16 protein-coding genes, 3 tRNA genes and 1 pseudogene are annotated in these 15595 nt (G+C 70.1%); 10 read left to right on the forward strand and 10 right to left on the reverse strand.

Annotated elements, in window-relative coordinates:
* Nucleotides 1-2 precede the first annotated feature (2 nt).
* From QRN26_RS10285 to QRN26_RS10295, 3 genes are read left to right on the forward strand one after another with little or no spacing between them, the layout of a single operon-like run.
* Nucleotides 3-845, forward strand: a complete 843-nt coding sequence (locus QRN26_RS10285; RefSeq protein WP_285036513.1) for an ABC transporter permease — start codon at nt 3-5, stop codon at nt 843-845.
* 44 nt (nt 846-889) lie between these two features.
* Nucleotides 890-1924, forward strand: coding sequence for a sulfate/molybdate ABC transporter ATP-binding protein (locus QRN26_RS10290; RefSeq protein WP_285036515.1), 1035 nt, complete (start codon nt 890-892; stop codon nt 1922-1924).
* Nucleotides 1925-1984: 60 nt separating this feature from the next.
* Nucleotides 1985-2746, forward strand: coding sequence for a GH25 family lysozyme (locus tag QRN26_RS10295; RefSeq protein WP_285036518.1), 762 nt, complete (start codon nt 1985-1987; stop codon nt 2744-2746).
* 41 nt (nt 2747-2787) lie between these two features.
* On the opposite strand, the gene QRN26_RS10300 is transcribed toward QRN26_RS10295, so the two are convergent.
* The 9 genes and pseudogenes from QRN26_RS10300 to QRN26_RS10340 all read right to left on the reverse strand — a co-directional run bounded on the left by QRN26_RS10300 (nt 2788) and on the right by QRN26_RS10340 (nt 7523).
* Nucleotides 2788-2928 carry a hypothetical protein gene (locus QRN26_RS10300; RefSeq protein WP_285036520.1) on the reverse strand — a complete coding sequence of 47 codons (141 nt, stop codon included), beginning with the start codon at nt 2926-2928 and terminating at the stop codon, nt 2788-2790.
* A 274-nt stretch (nt 2929-3202) separates the two neighbouring features.
* Nucleotides 3203-3616, reverse strand: a pseudogene (locus tag QRN26_RS10305) (arsenate reductase ArsC); the annotation flags it as partial.
* Nucleotides 3613-4212 carry a TetR-like C-terminal domain-containing protein gene (locus QRN26_RS10310; protein ID WP_285036523.1) on the reverse strand — a complete coding sequence of 200 codons (600 nt, stop codon included), beginning with the start codon at nt 4210-4212 and terminating at the stop codon, nt 3613-3615. The gene QRN26_RS10310 and the pseudogene QRN26_RS10305, both read right to left, overlap by 4 nt.
* Nucleotides 4213-4276: 64 nt before the next feature.
* Nucleotides 4277-4735: a hypothetical protein gene (locus tag QRN26_RS10315; RefSeq protein WP_056778966.1), complete on the reverse strand. Its 459-nt coding sequence runs from the start codon at nt 4733-4735 to the stop codon at nt 4277-4279.
* A 319-nt stretch (nt 4736-5054) separates the two neighbouring features.
* Nucleotides 5055-6326 (reverse strand): HNH endonuclease signature motif containing protein, encoded by a 1272-nt coding sequence (locus QRN26_RS10320; protein WP_285036527.1) that lies wholly within the window; start codon nt 6324-6326, stop codon nt 5055-5057.
* A 140-nt stretch (nt 6327-6466) separates the two neighbouring features.
* Entirely contained in the window at nt 6467-6919 is a 453-nt protein-coding gene (locus tag QRN26_RS10325) for a hypothetical protein (RefSeq protein ID WP_285036529.1), read from the reverse strand.
* 186 nt (nt 6920-7105) lie between these two features.
* Nucleotides 7106-7178: transfer RNA gene (locus tag QRN26_RS10330), tRNA-Phe, on the reverse strand.
* A gap of 78 nt (nt 7179-7256) precedes the next feature.
* Nucleotides 7257-7330, reverse strand: a tRNA-Asp gene (locus QRN26_RS10335).
* Between the two features lie 117 nt (nt 7331-7447).
* Nucleotides 7448-7523: transfer RNA gene (locus QRN26_RS10340), tRNA-Glu, on the reverse strand.
* 291 nt (nt 7524-7814) lie between these two features.
* Between QRN26_RS10340 and QRN26_RS10345 the strand changes: the two genes are divergently transcribed.
* Complete coding sequence (locus QRN26_RS10345) at nt 7815-9110, forward strand: M23 family metallopeptidase (protein WP_285036531.1); 1296 nt, start codon at nt 7815-7817, stop codon at nt 9108-9110.
* 84 nt (nt 9111-9194) lie between these two features.
* Here the strand turns inward: QRN26_RS10345 and QRN26_RS10350 are convergent, their stop codons facing one another.
* Nucleotides 9195-9686 (reverse strand): inorganic diphosphatase, encoded by a 492-nt coding sequence (locus tag QRN26_RS10350; protein ID WP_056008441.1) that lies wholly within the window; start codon nt 9684-9686, stop codon nt 9195-9197.
* A 129-nt stretch (nt 9687-9815) separates the two neighbouring features.
* Here QRN26_RS10350 and tilS point away from each other — a divergent pair, with 129 nt between their 5' ends.
* From tilS to folB, 6 genes are all read left to right on the forward strand, one after another.
* Nucleotides 9816-10823 (forward strand): tRNA lysidine(34) synthetase TilS, encoded by a 1008-nt coding sequence (gene tilS / locus QRN26_RS10355; protein ID WP_285036535.1) that lies wholly within the window; start codon nt 9816-9818, stop codon nt 10821-10823.
* Nucleotides 10824-10886: 63 nt separating this feature from the next.
* On the forward strand, nt 10887-11438 hold the full coding sequence (hpt, locus tag QRN26_RS10360) for a hypoxanthine phosphoribosyltransferase (RefSeq protein WP_056008438.1): 552 nt from the start codon (nt 10887-10889) through the stop codon (nt 11436-11438).
* 152 nt (nt 11439-11590) lie between these two features.
* Complete coding sequence (ftsH, locus tag QRN26_RS10365) at nt 11591-13609, forward strand: ATP-dependent zinc metalloprotease FtsH (protein ID WP_285036539.1); 2019 nt, start codon at nt 11591-11593, stop codon at nt 13607-13609.
* Nucleotides 13610-13614: 5 nt separating this feature from the next.
* Nucleotides 13615-14277: a GTP cyclohydrolase I FolE gene (gene folE, locus QRN26_RS10370; protein WP_285036541.1), complete on the forward strand. Its 663-nt coding sequence runs from the start codon at nt 13615-13617 to the stop codon at nt 14275-14277.
* Nucleotides 14278-14359: 82 nt separating this feature from the next.
* The gene (gene folP, locus QRN26_RS10375) at nt 14360-15151 is read left to right on the forward strand and encodes a dihydropteroate synthase (RefSeq protein ID WP_285037033.1); all 792 of its coding nucleotides are present in this window, start codon (nt 14360-14362) and stop codon (nt 15149-15151) included.
* Nucleotides 15144-15533, forward strand: a complete 390-nt coding sequence (folB, locus tag QRN26_RS10380) for a dihydroneopterin aldolase (protein ID WP_082455910.1) — start codon at nt 15144-15146, stop codon at nt 15531-15533. The genes folP and folB overlap by 8 nt, the downstream gene beginning before the upstream one ends.
* Nucleotides 15534-15595 lie beyond the last annotated feature (62 nt).

The raw sequence follows: 15595 nt of genomic DNA on the forward strand, positions 1-15595 counted from the left end.
GCATGAGGAACCAGGGCTCGGGGGTGCCCCGCTGGGTCGTCGTCATCGCGGCGATCGGAGCGGCGTTTGTGCTGCTCCCGCTCGTCGCGATCGTGCTGCGGGTCGACTGGGCGGACTTCGGCGCCCTCGTGACCTCGGAGTCCTCGGTCGCGGCGCTCGGCCTGAGTCTGCGGACCTCGCTCATCGCGACGGCACTCTGCGTCCTGTTCGGCGTGCCGCTCGCGCTCGTCCTCGCCCGCACACGGTTCCCGGGCCAGCGGCTCCTGCGGTCGCTCGTCCTCCTCCCGCTCGTGCTTCCCCCGGTCGTCGGCGGCATCGCCCTGCTCTACACCTTCGGCCGGCTCGGCCTGCTCGGCCCGGCGCTCGCCGACGCCGGGCTCAGCATCGCGTTCTCCACGACCGCCGTGGTCCTCGCCCAGACCTTCGTCGCCCTGCCGTTCCTCGTCCTGAGTCTCGAGGGTGCGATCCGCACGAGCGGCGCTCGCTACGAGGCGGTCGCGGCGACGCTCGGTGCGCGGCCGACCACGGTCTTCCGGACGGTCACGCTGCCGCTCATCGCGCCCGCCATCGTCTCCGGCGCCATCCTCTCGTTCGCGCGGGCGCTCGGCGAATTCGGCGCCACGCTCACCTTCGCGGGGAGTCTGCAGGGCGTGACCCGCACGCTCCCGCTCGAGATCTACCTGCAACGCGAGACCGATCCGGACGCCGCGGTCGCCCTGTCGCTCGTCCTCGTCGTGGTGGCCGTCCTCGTCGTCGGGGTCGCCGGTGCCCGTGGAGCGGTGACGCGACGTCCGGCCCGTGGGCGGCGACCGTCTCCGCGACCCGTCGTCGGAGTCGATCGATGATCCCGGCGGAGCGTGGCGGTTCACCGCTCAGCCTGCGGGCGACCATGCGCGCCCGCGATTGGGACGTCGCCGTCGAGCTCGCCCCCGGTGAGACCGTCGCCGTGCTCGGACCGAACGGAGCTGGCAAGTCCACGTTGCTCGCCGTCCTCGCGGGTCTCCTGCGGCCGGACACGGGGCTGGCGACGCTCGGCGGTCGTGAACTGTTCCGGGTGGGTGAGGCCGGGCGTGAGCGCTGGCTCCCGCCCCACCGGCGAGGTGTCTCACTGCTCGCCCAGGAGGCGCTGCTCTTCCCGCACCGGACCGTGCTCGACAACGTCGCCTACGGGCCGCTCGTCGCCGGGATGTCGCGCGGCGAGGCACGGGACATCGCCAGGCGGCGGTTGGCATCGGTGGAGGCGTCCCACCTCGAGGACCGCCGACCCGCTGAGCTGTCCGGCGGTCAGGCGCAACGCGTGGCGCTCGCCCGGGCGCTCGCGCCGGATCCCGCGCTGCTCCTCCTCGACGAACCGATGGCCGCGCTCGACGCCTCGGTCGCCCCGCAGCTGCGTCGCATGCTCCGCGAACAGTTGCGCGGACGCACGACCCTGCTCGTGACCCACGAGGTGCTGGACGCGTACACCCTCGCCGATCGGGTCGTCGTGCTCGACGCCGGGCACATCGTCGAGCAGGGGCCGACCTCGGAGGTGTTGGAGCGGCCGCGGAGTGCGTTCACCGCCGACCTCGCCGGCCTGAACCTCCTGACGGGCGTGCGGACGCGGAGCGGGCTCCGGCTGGTCGACGGGACGGAGGTCGCGGTCGGCCCGGTCGTCGAGGGGGAGCCCATGCCGCTCGGGGCCGCCGTCGCCTGCGCGTTCCGGCCGTCGCGGGTGGAGGTGTTCGACGCCGACCAGGCTCCCGGTGGCGGCGCCGTCCGGGCGGTCATCACCGACCTCGAACCGCGTGGTGACGTCGTCCGAATCCGCACGGAACTCCTCGCGGCCGACGTCACGGTGCCGACGCTCGCCTCGGCCGGGTGGTCCACCGGTGATCCCGTGGACCTCGTCGTCGACCCGCAGACCGCCGTCCTGTATCCGCGGTGAGCCATCACGCGCCGGGGCACGACGGCGAGGTGACCGGCCGAGACGTGACACAGTGAGTCGATGAACCGATTCTGGAGACGCTGGTGGCCGCTCGTCGTCGGGGCGGCCGGCACGCTCGCGATCGGCGTGGTCTGCGTGGCGCTCATCGCCATGGGGCTCGTGCGGCCGAACGCCATCCTGGCCGCCTCGTACGCGGTGCGAGGGGTCGACGTCTCCTCGTATCAGGGCGAGATCGACTGGGATGTCCTCGCGGCTCAGCGCATCGACTTCGCGATCATGAAGGCGACCGAGGGATCAGGCGATCAGGACGAACGGTTCGCCGCGAACTGGGCGGGCGCGCAGCGGGCGGCCGAGAAGACCGGCCTGCTCGTCGGGGCGTACCACTTCCTGAGCTTCGACAGCCCGGCCGAGACGCAGGCGCAGAACATCTTCGACACCGTCCCCGTCACCGCAGGGGCGCTGCCGATCACCATCGATCTCGAGTGCTACGCCGACTACTGCCGGACGCCTCCGAGTGCTGAGCGGGTCGCCGCCGTCCTCGATCCGCTCCTCGCGGCACTCGAGGAGCACTACGGGCGACCGCCGATCATCTACGCGACCATGCGGTACTCCGACGCGTTCCTCGCGGGTGCGTACGAGCGGAACCCGCTCTGGATCCGCTCGGTCGTCACACCACCGGTCCTGTCGGACGGGCGGGCGTGGGACCTGTGGCAGTACACCAGCCGGGAACGCCTGGCCGGTTACGTCGGCAAGGAGGAGTTCATCGATGTGAACGTCTTCGACGGCTCCCTGGAGGACCTCCGAGCACTCGTCCGCCCCTGAGCCGCAGGTTCCCCCGGCGGCTCAGGTGACGCTTCCTCGGGTTACGGTGCGGGGGCGGGGCCTGAGGTCGGCTCGGCGACGGGGAGGAACGTGTCCTCACCGTCGACCTCCTGCTCGATGGAGTCCTCGGTGGTCTCGGTGTCCTCGGGGATGCGGTCGTCGTTCGCTGCGTGCTTGCTCATACGACCACGATACGACGGGTGTCGCGCTGAGCAATGGGGTTGCGGGCCGACGCCGGGCGGCTGCCGACGATCGCGCTCAGGAGGCGAAGGCGAGCGAGCGGGCGTCGAGTGCTGCGGACAGGACATCGATGGCCGTCGGACCCACGCCGTGGATGCGGGCGAGCGCCGCGGGGGAGACCCTGGTGAGTTGCTCGAACCGGGTGAACCCGTGAGCGGACAGCGCCCTGCCTGCGACCGACCCGATCGAGGTCGGGAACTCGGACGTCTCGGAGGGGACCAACTCGACGAACAGGGCCGCGATGCGTTCCTCGATGTCGTCGCGGATGCGTCGGACGGCGTCGATGCCCTGCCCCGCCGGATCCTCGAGTTCCCAGTCCTCGTAGCGTTTGCCGGGGAAGATCGGGCAGGCGTCGCCGCAGCCCATGGTGATCACCGCGTCCGACGCCCGCACCGCTTCCGTGGTGAGGATGCGTGGGACGGCGGCCGTGATGTCGATACCGTGCTCCGCCATCGCTTCGACAGCGACCTGGTTGATGCGGTCCTTGGGTTCGCTGCCCGCCGAGAGCACCTCGACCCGGTCGCCGGCGAGCGCGCCCAGGAAGCCGGCCGCCATCTGGGAGCGTCCGGCGTTGTGCACGCAGACGAAGAGGACGGTCGGAGCCGTCGGGGTGGTCGGGTCGATGGTCATGGCGTCTCCTGGAGGTGGCGTGATCCGAGCGCGGACGAACGGTCGAGCAGCTCGACGAGGACAGCGTAGCTCGCGCCGGGCTCGGCACCCCGGGTGAAGCCGTCGACGAGCTCGAGGGAGACGAAGCCGTGGAGGGCCGCGCGGACGATCCTGCCGGCGTCGGTCATCGCGACGCTGTCGAGCCCGCGTCCGGCGAGGGTCCGTTCGACGAGGAGGACGAGTTCCCGATCGGCGGGGTCGCCGGTGACGGTCCGGACGTCGGTCGTCGAGAAGGCGAGCGTGTACCGGCCGGGGTAGGCGAGGGCGAAGCGACGGTAGGTCTCGGCCAGTGCGGTGAGCGCCGGCGTCCCGCCGAGGCCACTCGTCGCGATGTCGATGCTGCTGGCGAGGTGGGCCAGTGCGAGGGACGCGACGGCGGCTCGGAGGTCCTCGGTGCTCCGCACGTGCTTGAGGAGCGCGGGCGCCGAGGTGTCCAGGTGTCGGGCCAGGGCGGCGAGCGTGAGTGCGTCGGCTCCGTACGCGTCGGCGAACTCGGCGGCTCCGACGATCACCAGCTGGCGGGAGAACTTCGTCCGGGAGACAGGTGTGTCGGTCATCGGATCGAGCCTAACCGCTTGCCGGGGCTGTCCTGGGACGGCCGCCGGCGCCTCCGGGCTGGCGTCAGACGGTGGGTGGCGTCGCCTCGTGGTGTGGAGCGCCGTGGGTGCGGCGGTCCTCCTTCATGGCGGCTTCCGCGAGGTGGCGGCGCCCGCCGGCGAGTTCATCGCGCACGTGTGCCTCGAGCGTGCGGAACGGCTCCCAGTAGTTGCCGTCGTAGTCCTCGACGATCTGGAACGTCCAGCGTCCGTCGATGACGTTCCGCCCGACGAGCTCACGATCGATGCGATCGGCGAGCTCGGTGTGCCCGGCGTCGCGGAGCGCGTCTGCCGCTTCGCCCAGCGCGAGGTCCGCCTTGCCGGTGAGGCGGTGGAAGCCGTAGAGCATGCCGCGTGCCTGCTCCACCACCTCGAGCGCCTCGGTCACCTTGCCGACCGCTTCCACAGTCGCGTCGTCGACGCCGTCCGGGATCTGGTGGGCGTCGTCGGGTCCGTCGGTGGTGCGGTCGTCTGCAGAACTCATGCCACCAGTCTGTCTCGATCGACCCTGGATGTCTCGGGCTTGCGGATGAAGGCGCATGGCGGGAGCCGGCCACGGTCCTTCGCGCGCACCGAGCGGGCGCACTCCGACTGCCCTTCGACAGGCTCAGGGACCGGAGTGTGTCCGGTGAACCGCTGCCGGTCGCTGAGTGCGTCCCTGGTCACTGAGCTTGTCGAAGTGCGCACGAGAAACCCTTCGACAAGCTCAGGGACCGAAGCGCGCCCCGTGAATCTCCTCCGATCACTGAGCTTGTCGAAGTGCCCACGAAGAACCCTCCGACACGCTCGGGGACCGGAGGTGGTCAGAACGGAGCGGGATCGGGTTCCGTCCGATGATGTTTCCCGTCGGGTGTCGTCCAGTCCAGGACACCACCGGGCCCGTGGTCGAGGTTCCAGCCCGGGAGGTGCTTCATCCGGTGGTGATGTCGGCACAGGCACGCGAGATTCCCGACGTCCGTCGCCCCGCCGTCTTCCCACGCGAGCGAGTGATCCAAGTCGCAGGCCCGCGCGCGCCTGCCGCAGCCGGGTGCGCGACAGGTGCCGTCCCGGAGGCGCACCGCCCGTTGGAGATCGGCCGGCACGCGGTACTGCTTCCGCCCAACTGAGAGGACGGCGCCGGTTTCCGGCTGGACCAGGATCCGGGTCAGGCTGGGCGCGTTCACCGCGAGCCGGGCGGCCGTCTCCGGGTCGATCGGGCCGTATCCGTCGAGGGTCGCCGGCGCATCAGAGACGCCGGCCAGGCTGAGCGCGGGGACGGTGATCTGCACGGTGGGCGTGATGTGCTCCTGGACCTCGATCGGGTGCGGGAGCACCGGGCTCGACATGACATCTTGCGGGGTCACGCCGGTGAGGGCCAGTGCCGCGAGGGCATCCGCCTGCAGCTGGGCGCAGGTGCGGGTGTCGCCAGCTGCGCGCGACTCCGCTGCTGTGGCTTCGACCCGCTCGATGATGCCCTGCGCGATCGGTGCGGTCGTGAACAGGTGCACCCACGCCATGCCGTCGGTCGCGGGCTCGAACTCGACGCGACGGTCGGCCTCGGAGCGGACCGCACGTGCGGTGATGGACTCCGGGTGGAGGCGCTCCCGGAGGACACGGGCGCGCTTGCGGAGGCTGGCGTCGGTCAACTGCTCCGCGACCGGTAACACCGCCTCCAGGAACGCCGCCCGGCCCGCTGTCGGCACGTCGCTGAGTTGGTCGGTGATCGTCTGCGCATGCCGAGCCGAGATGCGGCCGGCCTCGAGCGAAGCGAGCACGGCGGGTGCCTCGTTCACGAGCCGTTCCGCTTCGTTCGTCGCCCGCTGAACCGTCTGCTCGGGCGTTCGCGTAGCCATGGCGAGCGCTGCGCAAGTGGATCGGCGGGAGAGGGCCTGCCGTTCGGCCGGCGGATAGATGGCCGGGACGACCGAGTCGGCGAGGGCGTCGGCATACGCCGCCGAGCGAGCGAGGAGCCGCGCCGCCCGAGCGGCCAACACAGCTTGCTGCCGGCAGATCTCCGCGTACTCGTCCGAGAACTCCGCGAGCTGCGCGGCGTACTCATCGCCAGCTCGAACTGCGGAAGCGGTGCTCTCGGTCATGGATCAAGTCCACCATGGACCACTGACATTCCAGATGCTGAGCTGTCTCGATTGTGGAAGTTCTTCGGAGGCCCTTCGGCAGGCTCAGGGAGCGGGGAAGCGAGACAGGTCTGCCCGCAGGCCCACTGAGCCGGTGCCGGCTAGTAGTTCAGGCAGCGATCCGGATCCTCGATCTCCGGCGGATCACCCTGATAGAGGGTGAAGAAGTTCTCGGCCGGGCCGGACAGGGACCCGCGGGTGTGGATGCACAGGCGAGCGAGATCGTCGTCGCTCCGCACGCTGGAGGTGATCGATGACGTCTCGCAAGCGCCGTCGTCGGGCCGCAGAACGAGGTCCCGATTGGTTCCCTCGTTGTCCACGACCCATGTCCCGGAGAAGTCGATGACGTCGTTCTCGCGTGGGTCTTCGTCGAAGCTGCACTGCACCTCCGAGGGCCAGGCGGTGGCGTCGAAGGTTCCGTCGTCGGCCAGCTCGAGCAGGGTGTCTCCGCTGCGCCACGTGCCGACGGCTTCGTCAGGTGGCAGTCCGTACTGCGTATCGGAGCAGGAGACGAGCGAGGCGCTCAGCAACACGCCGAGGACGGAGGCGGCCACCCAGTGTGCTCGGCGGACGGTCGCTCGCCGCGTGCGGCTGGTTGCTCGGCGTGACGGTCTCGACTCCACGCTGCGAGTCTGGTCACCGTGGACGGGCGTGGCAAATCGTGTCGGGCCTCGGCGGGCTGGGTGGCAGGCCGGGCAAAAAAAGAACCCCCACCATGTAGAAGCTAGGTGGGGGTTCCGTGGCTCCGACGGGCGTCGATCCCGTGACCTCACGATTTTCAGTCGTGCGCTCTACCAACTGAGCTACAGAGCCGAGTACATCAGCTGCACGAACGGCGACGATGTCTCAAAAGCAGAAGCCCTCCCTTGCGAGAGGGCTTCCGACCTTTTGCGACCCTGACGGGACTTGAACCCGCGACCTCCGCCGTGACAGGGCGGCACGCTAACCAACTGCGCTACAGGGCCATACATGTTGAATTGGTGATGATACGAACTGCGGTGATGCTGGTGTTGCTCGGTGCTTCTCGCAGTCGCGCAGACTCACTATACCTGAATCTGAGCGGCTGTTTTTCCAGTAGTCGGTGGTGACCCCAACGGGATTCGAACCCGTGCTGCCGCCGTGAAAGGGCGGTGTCCTAGGCCGCTAAACGATAGGGCCGCGAAGCCCTGAAGCTTCATGACTACCGAGCGACAAGCATACGGATGAAACCCCGGAATCCAAAATCGGGTTCCCCCGCCGCCGTGTCCCGCTCGACGGCGGATCTCGCGACAGGCGCCGAATGGTCGCTGAGCCGCACATCGCCGGGGTTAGCCTCGGGCGTGGCACCATGCCCGCCCGGCCGCGCCGCGCGGGGTGTCCGAGGGCTGTCCCCACCCCTCCGGGGGTACCGTGGACAGTGGTACAGATGTGACCGATGTGACTGCAGCGAACCGAGATGGGCCGTACTTCATGAGCAAGAGACTTCCCGGTGCCTCGCGCCGAGGCCGGACGACGACCTCCGGGACGGTGTCCTCCGCCCGTTGGCGCGGACGCCTCGCCGCCGCGGTCGTGATGTCCCTCGCGATCGTCGGATCCTTCGGCATCGCGGGACCGGCTTCGGCAGCCGACTATCCCTCATGGGACGACGTCCAGGCGGCGAAGGGCAACGAGGCCGCGAAGGCGGCCGAGGTCACGAACATCAAGAACTTCATCGTCCAGTTGCAGGACGAACTGCAAGTGGCCCAGGACGAGGCCCAGAAGCGCGGAACCGAGTTCCAGGCGGCCGAAGAGGCGTTCTTCGAGGCCGACGCCCGTGCGACCGCGATCCAGGCCCAAGCCGACGCGAAGACCACCGAAGCCGACACGGCCACCAAGCAGGCCGGTCGGGTCGCCTCCCAGCTGTACCGCTCCGGTGGTGCCGACCTCAGCCTGAGCCTCTTCCTCGACGGGGAGAGCAAGGGCGCGACCGACCTCCTGTCGAAGCTCGGCAACATGAACCAGGTCGCCGAGCACAGCAACGGTGTCTACGAGCAGGCCGTCGCCGCGCGGAACACCGCAGCGGCGCTCGGTGAGCAGGCAGGCGTCGCCCGCGACGAACGCGAGTCGCTGCGGCAGGCCGCGCAGGCCGCCATGCAGGCCGCGCAGGAGGCGGCGTCCGCGGCGGCGGCGAAGCTGGAGCAGAACCAGGAGCTGATCGTCACGCTCAACGCGCAGTTGACGGCGTTGCAGGACACCACGGCCAAGACGGTCCAGGACTACGAGGCCGGCGTGGCCGCGGCGAAGGCGAAGGCCGCAGCCGAGGCTGCGGCCCGAGGGCAGAGCGCCGATGGCGGTCAGCTCAGCAGCCAGGGCTGGGCCATCCCGGCGTCCGGCAGCATCTCCGGCACCTACGGCTATCGCGACCCGATCTCCACCGGCGGTGGCAGCTCGGGCAGTTTCCACCGGGGTACGGACATCGCGGGCGGGTGCGGGATCCCGATCTACGCGGCGACCTCCGGCACGGTGACCTATGCCGGGTGGTACGGCACCTACGGCAACTTCATCCTCATCGACCACGGATCGGGTGTTTCGACCGGCTACGCGCACATCGTGGACGGCGGCATCCAGGTCGGTGTCGGCTACCAGGTCTCCGCGGGGCAGGTCATCGCCTACGTCGGCACGACCGGCGCCTCCACCGGCTGCCACCTGCACTTCGAGGTCCGCATCAACGGCAACGCGATCGACGCCCAGCCGTTCATGGCCGACCGCGGCGCACCGCTCGGCTGATCGCGGCACCCCGCACGACGAAGCGGCCGACACCCGAGGGTGTCGGCCGCTTCGTCGTGCGGGGTGAGGCTGGGCCTCAGGGGGTCAGTGACCCTCCGCCTTGAGCTTCTCGAAGCCCGCGAGGATGATCTTCTCGGCGGCGGCGGCGTCGCCCCAGCCGTCGATGCGAGCCCACTTGCCGGGCTCGGTGTCCTTGTAGTGGACGAAGAAGTGCTCGATCTCGTCGCGCGTCGCCTGCGGGATGTCGTTGAGGTCCTGGATGTGCGCCCAGCGCGGGTCCTTGTACTGCACGGCGATGACCTTGTCGTCGCCGCCGCCGTCGTCGGTCATGTGCAGCACGCCCACGGGACGGACCTTGATGCCGACGCCCGGGAACGTCGGGAAGTCGAGGAGGACCAGCACGTCGACCGGGTCGCCGTCCTCGCCGAGGGTGTTCTCGAAGAAGCCGTAGTCGGTGGGGTAGACGAAGCTCGTGAACAGCACGCGGTCGAGGAAGACCCGACCGGTCTCGTGGTCGATCTCGTACTTGTTGCGGCTGCCCCGCGGGATCTCGATGACGGCGTCGTACTCGGCCATAAGCCTGCTCCTTGCGAGGTTGGATGTCCTGGAATCGGCACGGTCGCCGACGAGGACCAACCCTAACCGATGCGCCCAGGAGCCACCGGTACCGGGGGACGCCCGCCGTCGTGCAATAGCGTGGAGCGCGTGAACGACGTCCGACCTCCGCTCCACCCGTCCGTCGCCCTACTGCGGAAGGCGGTCCGCGACGCGATCGGCCGGTGGTCGGCGGCCGGCTCCAGGGCGGAGGGCGAGGCGGACCTCCTCGTCGCCCTAAGTGGTGGGGCGGACTCGCTCGCCCTCGCCGCGGCGACCGCCTTCGAGGCGTCGAAGCTCGGGTTGCAGGCCGGTGCCGTCATCGTCGACCACGGCCTGCAGACGGATTCCCCAGCCGTCGCCGCCCGCGCGGCTGACCAGGCGAGGGCGATGGGCCTCGACCCGGTGCTCGTCCGGCGGGTCGAGGTCGGTGCAGACGGCGGTCCGGAGGCGGCTGCGCGCGATGCCCGGTACGCGGCGCTCGAGGGCGCACGCGTCGAGGCCGGGGCGTCGGCCGTATTGCTCGCACACACGCTCGACGACCAGGCCGAGACGGTGCTCCTCGGGCTCGCCCGCGGATCCGGCGCCGGCAGCCTGCAGGGGATGTCGCCCGTCAGCGGCGCCCTCGTCCGCCCGCTCCTCGGCGTCCGCCGGGCGCAGACCCGCGAGGCGTGTGCCGCGATGGGCCTCACCCCCTGGGACGACCCGCACAACACCGACGCCGCGTACACGCGTGTCCGTGTGCGGGAGCGGGTGCTCCCCGTGCTCGAGAGCGAACTCGGACCGGGCATCGCGGAGGCGCTCGCCCGCACCGCGGACGCCATGCGGGAGGACGCCGAGGCCTTCGAGGAGATGATCGAGGAGACCATCGAGGAGATCGTCGAGCACGCCGAGGCCGGGATCTCCGTCAGCGCGGCGGCGCTCGCTGCGAACCCCGCCGCGCTCCGGCAGCGCGTCATCCGGTACATCGTGCAGAGCGAGTTCGGGGTCGCCCTCTCCAGGACGCAGACGATCGAGGTCGCGCGGCTCGTGACCGACTGGGCCGGGCAGGGACCGATCGATCTGCCCGGCTGCCGGGCCATGCGCCGCGACGGCCGCATCGTGTTCTCCGCGCGCTGACGGCAGGCCCCGCGAGGAGGAGGTGCGCACCGGCGTCCGGGTCATCTCGCATACACTCGACGCATGGAGCAGAGCGACATTTCGGACGACCTCACGACCATCCTCGTCACCGAGCAGGAGATCCGCGACAAGCTCGCCGAACTCGCCCGCCGGATCGAGGTCGACTACGCCGGGAAGGACGTCCTGCTCGTCGGCGTCCTGAAGGGCGCGGTCATGGTCATGGCCGACCTGGCGCGCGAACTCCGCATCCCGCTGTCCATGGACTGGATGGCCGTCAGCTCCTACGGGGCCGGCACGAAGTCGAGCGGTGTCGTGCAGATCCGCAAGGACCTCGACGCAGACCTCACGAACCGTCACGTCCTGATCGTCGAGGACATCATCGACTCCGGCCTCACCCTCTCCTGGCTGCTCGAGAACTTCGCCTCGCGCGGCGCCGCCTCGATCGAGGTCTGCGCGCTCCTGCGCAAGCCGGAGGCCGCGAAGGTCCACGTCGAGTGCAAGTACGTCGGCTTCGACATCCCGAACGACTTCGTCGTCGGGTACGGTCTCGACTTCGACGAGAAGTACCGCAACCTCCGCGACGTCGGCGTGCTCGCCCCTCACGTCTACGCCTGAGCGAGCGACGAACCTCGCCTGGATCACTCGTTAAGCCCATGGCAAACATGGGGGAGGCATCCAGCAGCGAGGGGGTAGCCTGATTTCCGACGCGGCTCCGCCCGTCGACCCCTCCTGCAGAAAGGGAACGGGCCAGTCCCGGCCTCTCAACTATGAACGTCAAGCGCCTCTTCAAGGGTCCCATCCCGTACCTCATCATCGCTGCTCTGGTCTTCTGGATCGGCATCAGCCTGATGAGCATGAACGGCTTCCGTGAGGTCTCCACGCAGGAAGGCCTGGCCTTCCTCGAGAAGGGGCAGGTCAAGGAGGCCGTCATCACGGACGGCGACCAGCGCGTCGACCTCACGCTGACGAAGGCGGACGACGAGTTCGGCAAGCAGGTGCAGTTCTACTACGTCGGCGCTCGTGCCGCCGACGTGGTCGAGGCCGTCGACGCCGCAGACCCCTCCGGCGGGTACAACGACAAGGTCCCGCAGCCGAGCTGGCTGCTGTCGATGCTCGGTCTCCTGCTGCCGCTGCTCCTGATCGGTGTGTTCTTCTGGCTGATGCTGTCCGGCATGCAGGGCGGCGGCAACAAGGTCATGCAGTTCGGCAAGTCGAAGGCGAAGCTCGTCTCGAAGGAGTCGCCGAAGGTCACCTTCGACGACGTTGCCGGTGCCGACGAGGCCATCGAGGAGCTCGAGGAGATCAAGGACTTCCTCAAGGAGCCCGCGAAGTTCCAGGCCGTCGGCGCCCGCATCCCGAAGGGTGTGCTGCTCTACGGCCCTCCCGGAACCGGTAAGACCCTGCTCGCCCGCGCCGTCGCCGGCGAGGCAGGCGTCCCCTTCTACTCCATCTCCGGCTCAGACTTCGTCGAGATGTTCGTGGGTGTCGGCGCGAGCCGCGTCCGCGACCTGTTCCAGCAGGCCAAGGAGAACTCGCCGGCGATCATCTTCGTCGACGAGATCGACGCCGTCGGTCGTCACCGTGGTGCCGGCATGGGCGGCGGTCACGACGAGCGCGAGCAGACCCTCAACCAGCTCCTGGTGGAGATGGACGGCTTCGACGTCAAGACCAATGTGATCCTCATCGCCGCGACGAACCGTCCCGACATCCTCGACCCCGCGCTCCTGCGTCCCGGTCGCTTCGACCGCCAGATCGGCGTCGACGCCCCGGACCTCGCCGGCCGCAAGCGGATCCTCGAGGTGCACGGTAAGGGCAAGCCCCTGGCCGCGAGCGTCGACCTCGAGGTCGTCGCCCGCAAGTCGCCCGGCTTCACCGGTGCCGACCTCGCCAACGTCCTCAACGAGGCGGCGCTGCTGACCGCGCGCTCGAACGCACAGCTCATCGACAACCGTGCACTCGACGAGGCCATCGACCGCGTCATCGCCGGTCCGCAGCGACGCACCCGCGTCATGCGCGAGCAGGAGAAGCTCATCACCGCGTACCACGAGGGTGGTCACGCGCTCGCGGCAGCGGCGATGAACAACACCGACCCCGTCACGAAGGTCACGATCCTGCCCCGCGGCCGCGCCCTCGGCTACACGATGGTGCTCCCGCTCGAGGACAAGTACTCCGTCACGCGCAACGAGCTGCTCGACCAGCTCGCCTACGCGATGGGCGGCCGCGTCGCCGAGGAGCTCGTCTTCCACGACCCGACCACCGGCGCCTCGAACGACATCGAGAAGGCCACCGGCATCGCCCGCAAGATGGTCACCGAGTACGGCATGACGACCGACGTCGGCGCCGTGAAGCTCGGTCAGTCCTCCGGTGAGATGTTCCTCGGCCGCGACATGGGCCACCAGCGCGACTACTCCGAGGAGATCGCGCAGCGGGTCGACGCCCAGGTCCGCGAACTCATCGAGGCCGCACACGACGAGGCCTGGCAGGTCATCACGACCAACCGCGCCGTGCTCGACCGCCTGGCCGCCGAGCTGATGGAGAAGGAGACCCTCGACCACCTGCAGCTGGCCGAGATCTTCAAGGACGTCAAGAAGCTCCCGGCGCGTCCGGTGTGGCTGTCCAGCAAGAAGCGCCCGGTCGGGTCCGGTTCCGCCGTCGGCTCGACGACGTTCACCGCCCCCATCGACTCGGGTGCGGCGGACGGCGGCGTGAGCTCCGAGCCGGAGCCGGAGGCGCCAGTAAAGCCGAAGCGCACCCGCGCCACGAAGCCTCGACCGGCGACCGCCTAGCCCGCATGACGCCCGGCGAGCACCCCGCGAACGCCGCGGCCGGAGCCGCGCAGGCCGAGTCTGATGCAGACTCGGCCTCGCGGCCGTCCGTCGACCGAGCGCGAATCGCTGCGGCCGTCCTGGAGATCCTCGACGCGATCGGCGAGGATCCGGCCCGCGACGGCCTGGCCGACACCCCGACGCGCGTCGCCGACGCGTACGCGGAGTTCTTCAGCGGCATCGGCCAGGACGCCGGTGAGCACCTGGCTCGCACGATCCCCATCGAGGAGGGTGCGACGAGCGACGCCGTGCTCGTCCGCGACATCGCCTTCCGTTCCGTGTGCGAGCACCACCTGCTGCCGTTCCTCGGCACGGCGCACATCGCCTACCTCCCCGACGAACGCGTCATCGGGCTCGGCGCCCTGCCGAAGGTCGTCGACACGATCGCGTCCCGCCCGCAGGTGCAGGAGCGACTGAGCGAGCAGATCGCCGACGTCCTCGAGGAGCGACTCGCCCCACGCGGCGTCCTCGTCGTGCTCGAGGCGGCGCACGGCTGCGTGTCCATGCGCGGCTCGCGTCAGCTGACGAGCACCACCGTTACGATCGCCAGCCGCGGCGCCCTCGCAGATCCTGCCGCGCGGGCCGAACTCATGCAGCTGATCGGCACCACCGCCGAACAGGCCCGGTGATCCGGTGACGAGCGACGACGGGCACGCCGTCCCCGCAGACGGCCGACGCACGACCGCGGCGCCGACGACGGAGCCCGAGATCATGGGCGTCGTCAACGTCACGCCCGACTCCTTCAGCGACGGCGGCCGCTACTTCGACGTCGACGACGCCGTCGCGCACGGCCTCGAGCTCGTCGCTGCGGGGGCCACCGTCATCGACGTGGGCGGTGAGTCCACCCGGCCGGGCGCCGCTCGGGTCGACACCCGCGAGGAACAACACCGGGTCGCACCCGTCGTGTCGGCCCTGGCGGCGGCCGGGGTGCGGGTGAGCATCGACACCATGAGCGCCGAGACCGCCCGAGCTGCAGCCGACGCCGGTGCGTCGATCATCAACGACGTGTCCGGCGGGCTCGCGGACGATCGGATGCCGGCGTTCATGGCCGCATCCGGCCTCGACTGCGTCATCAGCCACTGGCGCGGCCACTCGGTGGACATGGCGAGCCGCGCCTCGTACACGGACGCGGCGGTCGACGTGGCGCGCGAACTCGACGACCGCGTGTCGACCCTGCTCGGTCAGGGCGTCGATCCGCAGCGGATCGTCGTCGATCCGGGGCTCGGCTTCTCGAAGCACACCGAGCACAACTGGCGCATCCTCGCGCGCCTCGACCTGCTGCTCGAGCTCGGCTATCCGGTGCTCGTCGGCGCCTCGCGCAAGCGGTTCCTCGGCGCACTCCTGCCGGACGACGCGCCGATGACCGATCGCGATCTCCCGAGTGCCGTGGTCAGCGTGCTGGCGGTCCAAGCCGGCGCCTGGGGCGTCCGCGTCCACGACGTCGCCGCCACGAGACTCGCCCTCGACACCCTCGATGCATGGCAAGGTGGAGCCGATGACTGATTCGATCACCCTCACAGGCCTGCGGGCCTTCGCCCACCACGGCGTCTTCGACTTCGAGCGCGAAGCGGGGCAGGAGTTCGTCATCGACGTGACGGTCACCCTCGACCTCCGCCCTGCGGCAGGCGGCGACGAACTCGGCGCGACCATGCACTACGGCGAGCTGGCGGAAGCCGTGGTCGCCGCGGTCGAGCGCGACCCGGTCGACCTCATCGAGACCGTCGCGGAGCGCATCGCCGCCGTCGTGCTGTCGAACCCGCGCGCGGAGGCGGTGCGGGTCACCCTCCACAAGCCGAGCGCCCCGATCACGGTGCCGTTCGCGGACGTCGCGGTGACGATCGAGCGCACCGCCGCGGATCGCGCCGAGACCGGACAGGCCGGCTGATGGTGTCGCGCACCCCGATCCACGACCCGGCGCGACGCCCGGGGCCACCGAAGCCACGCGCG

The organism is Plantibacter sp. ME-Dv--P-095 (genome assembly GCF_030209365.1).
Taxonomy (GTDB): Bacteria; Actinomycetota; Actinomycetes; order Actinomycetales; family Microbacteriaceae; genus Plantibacter.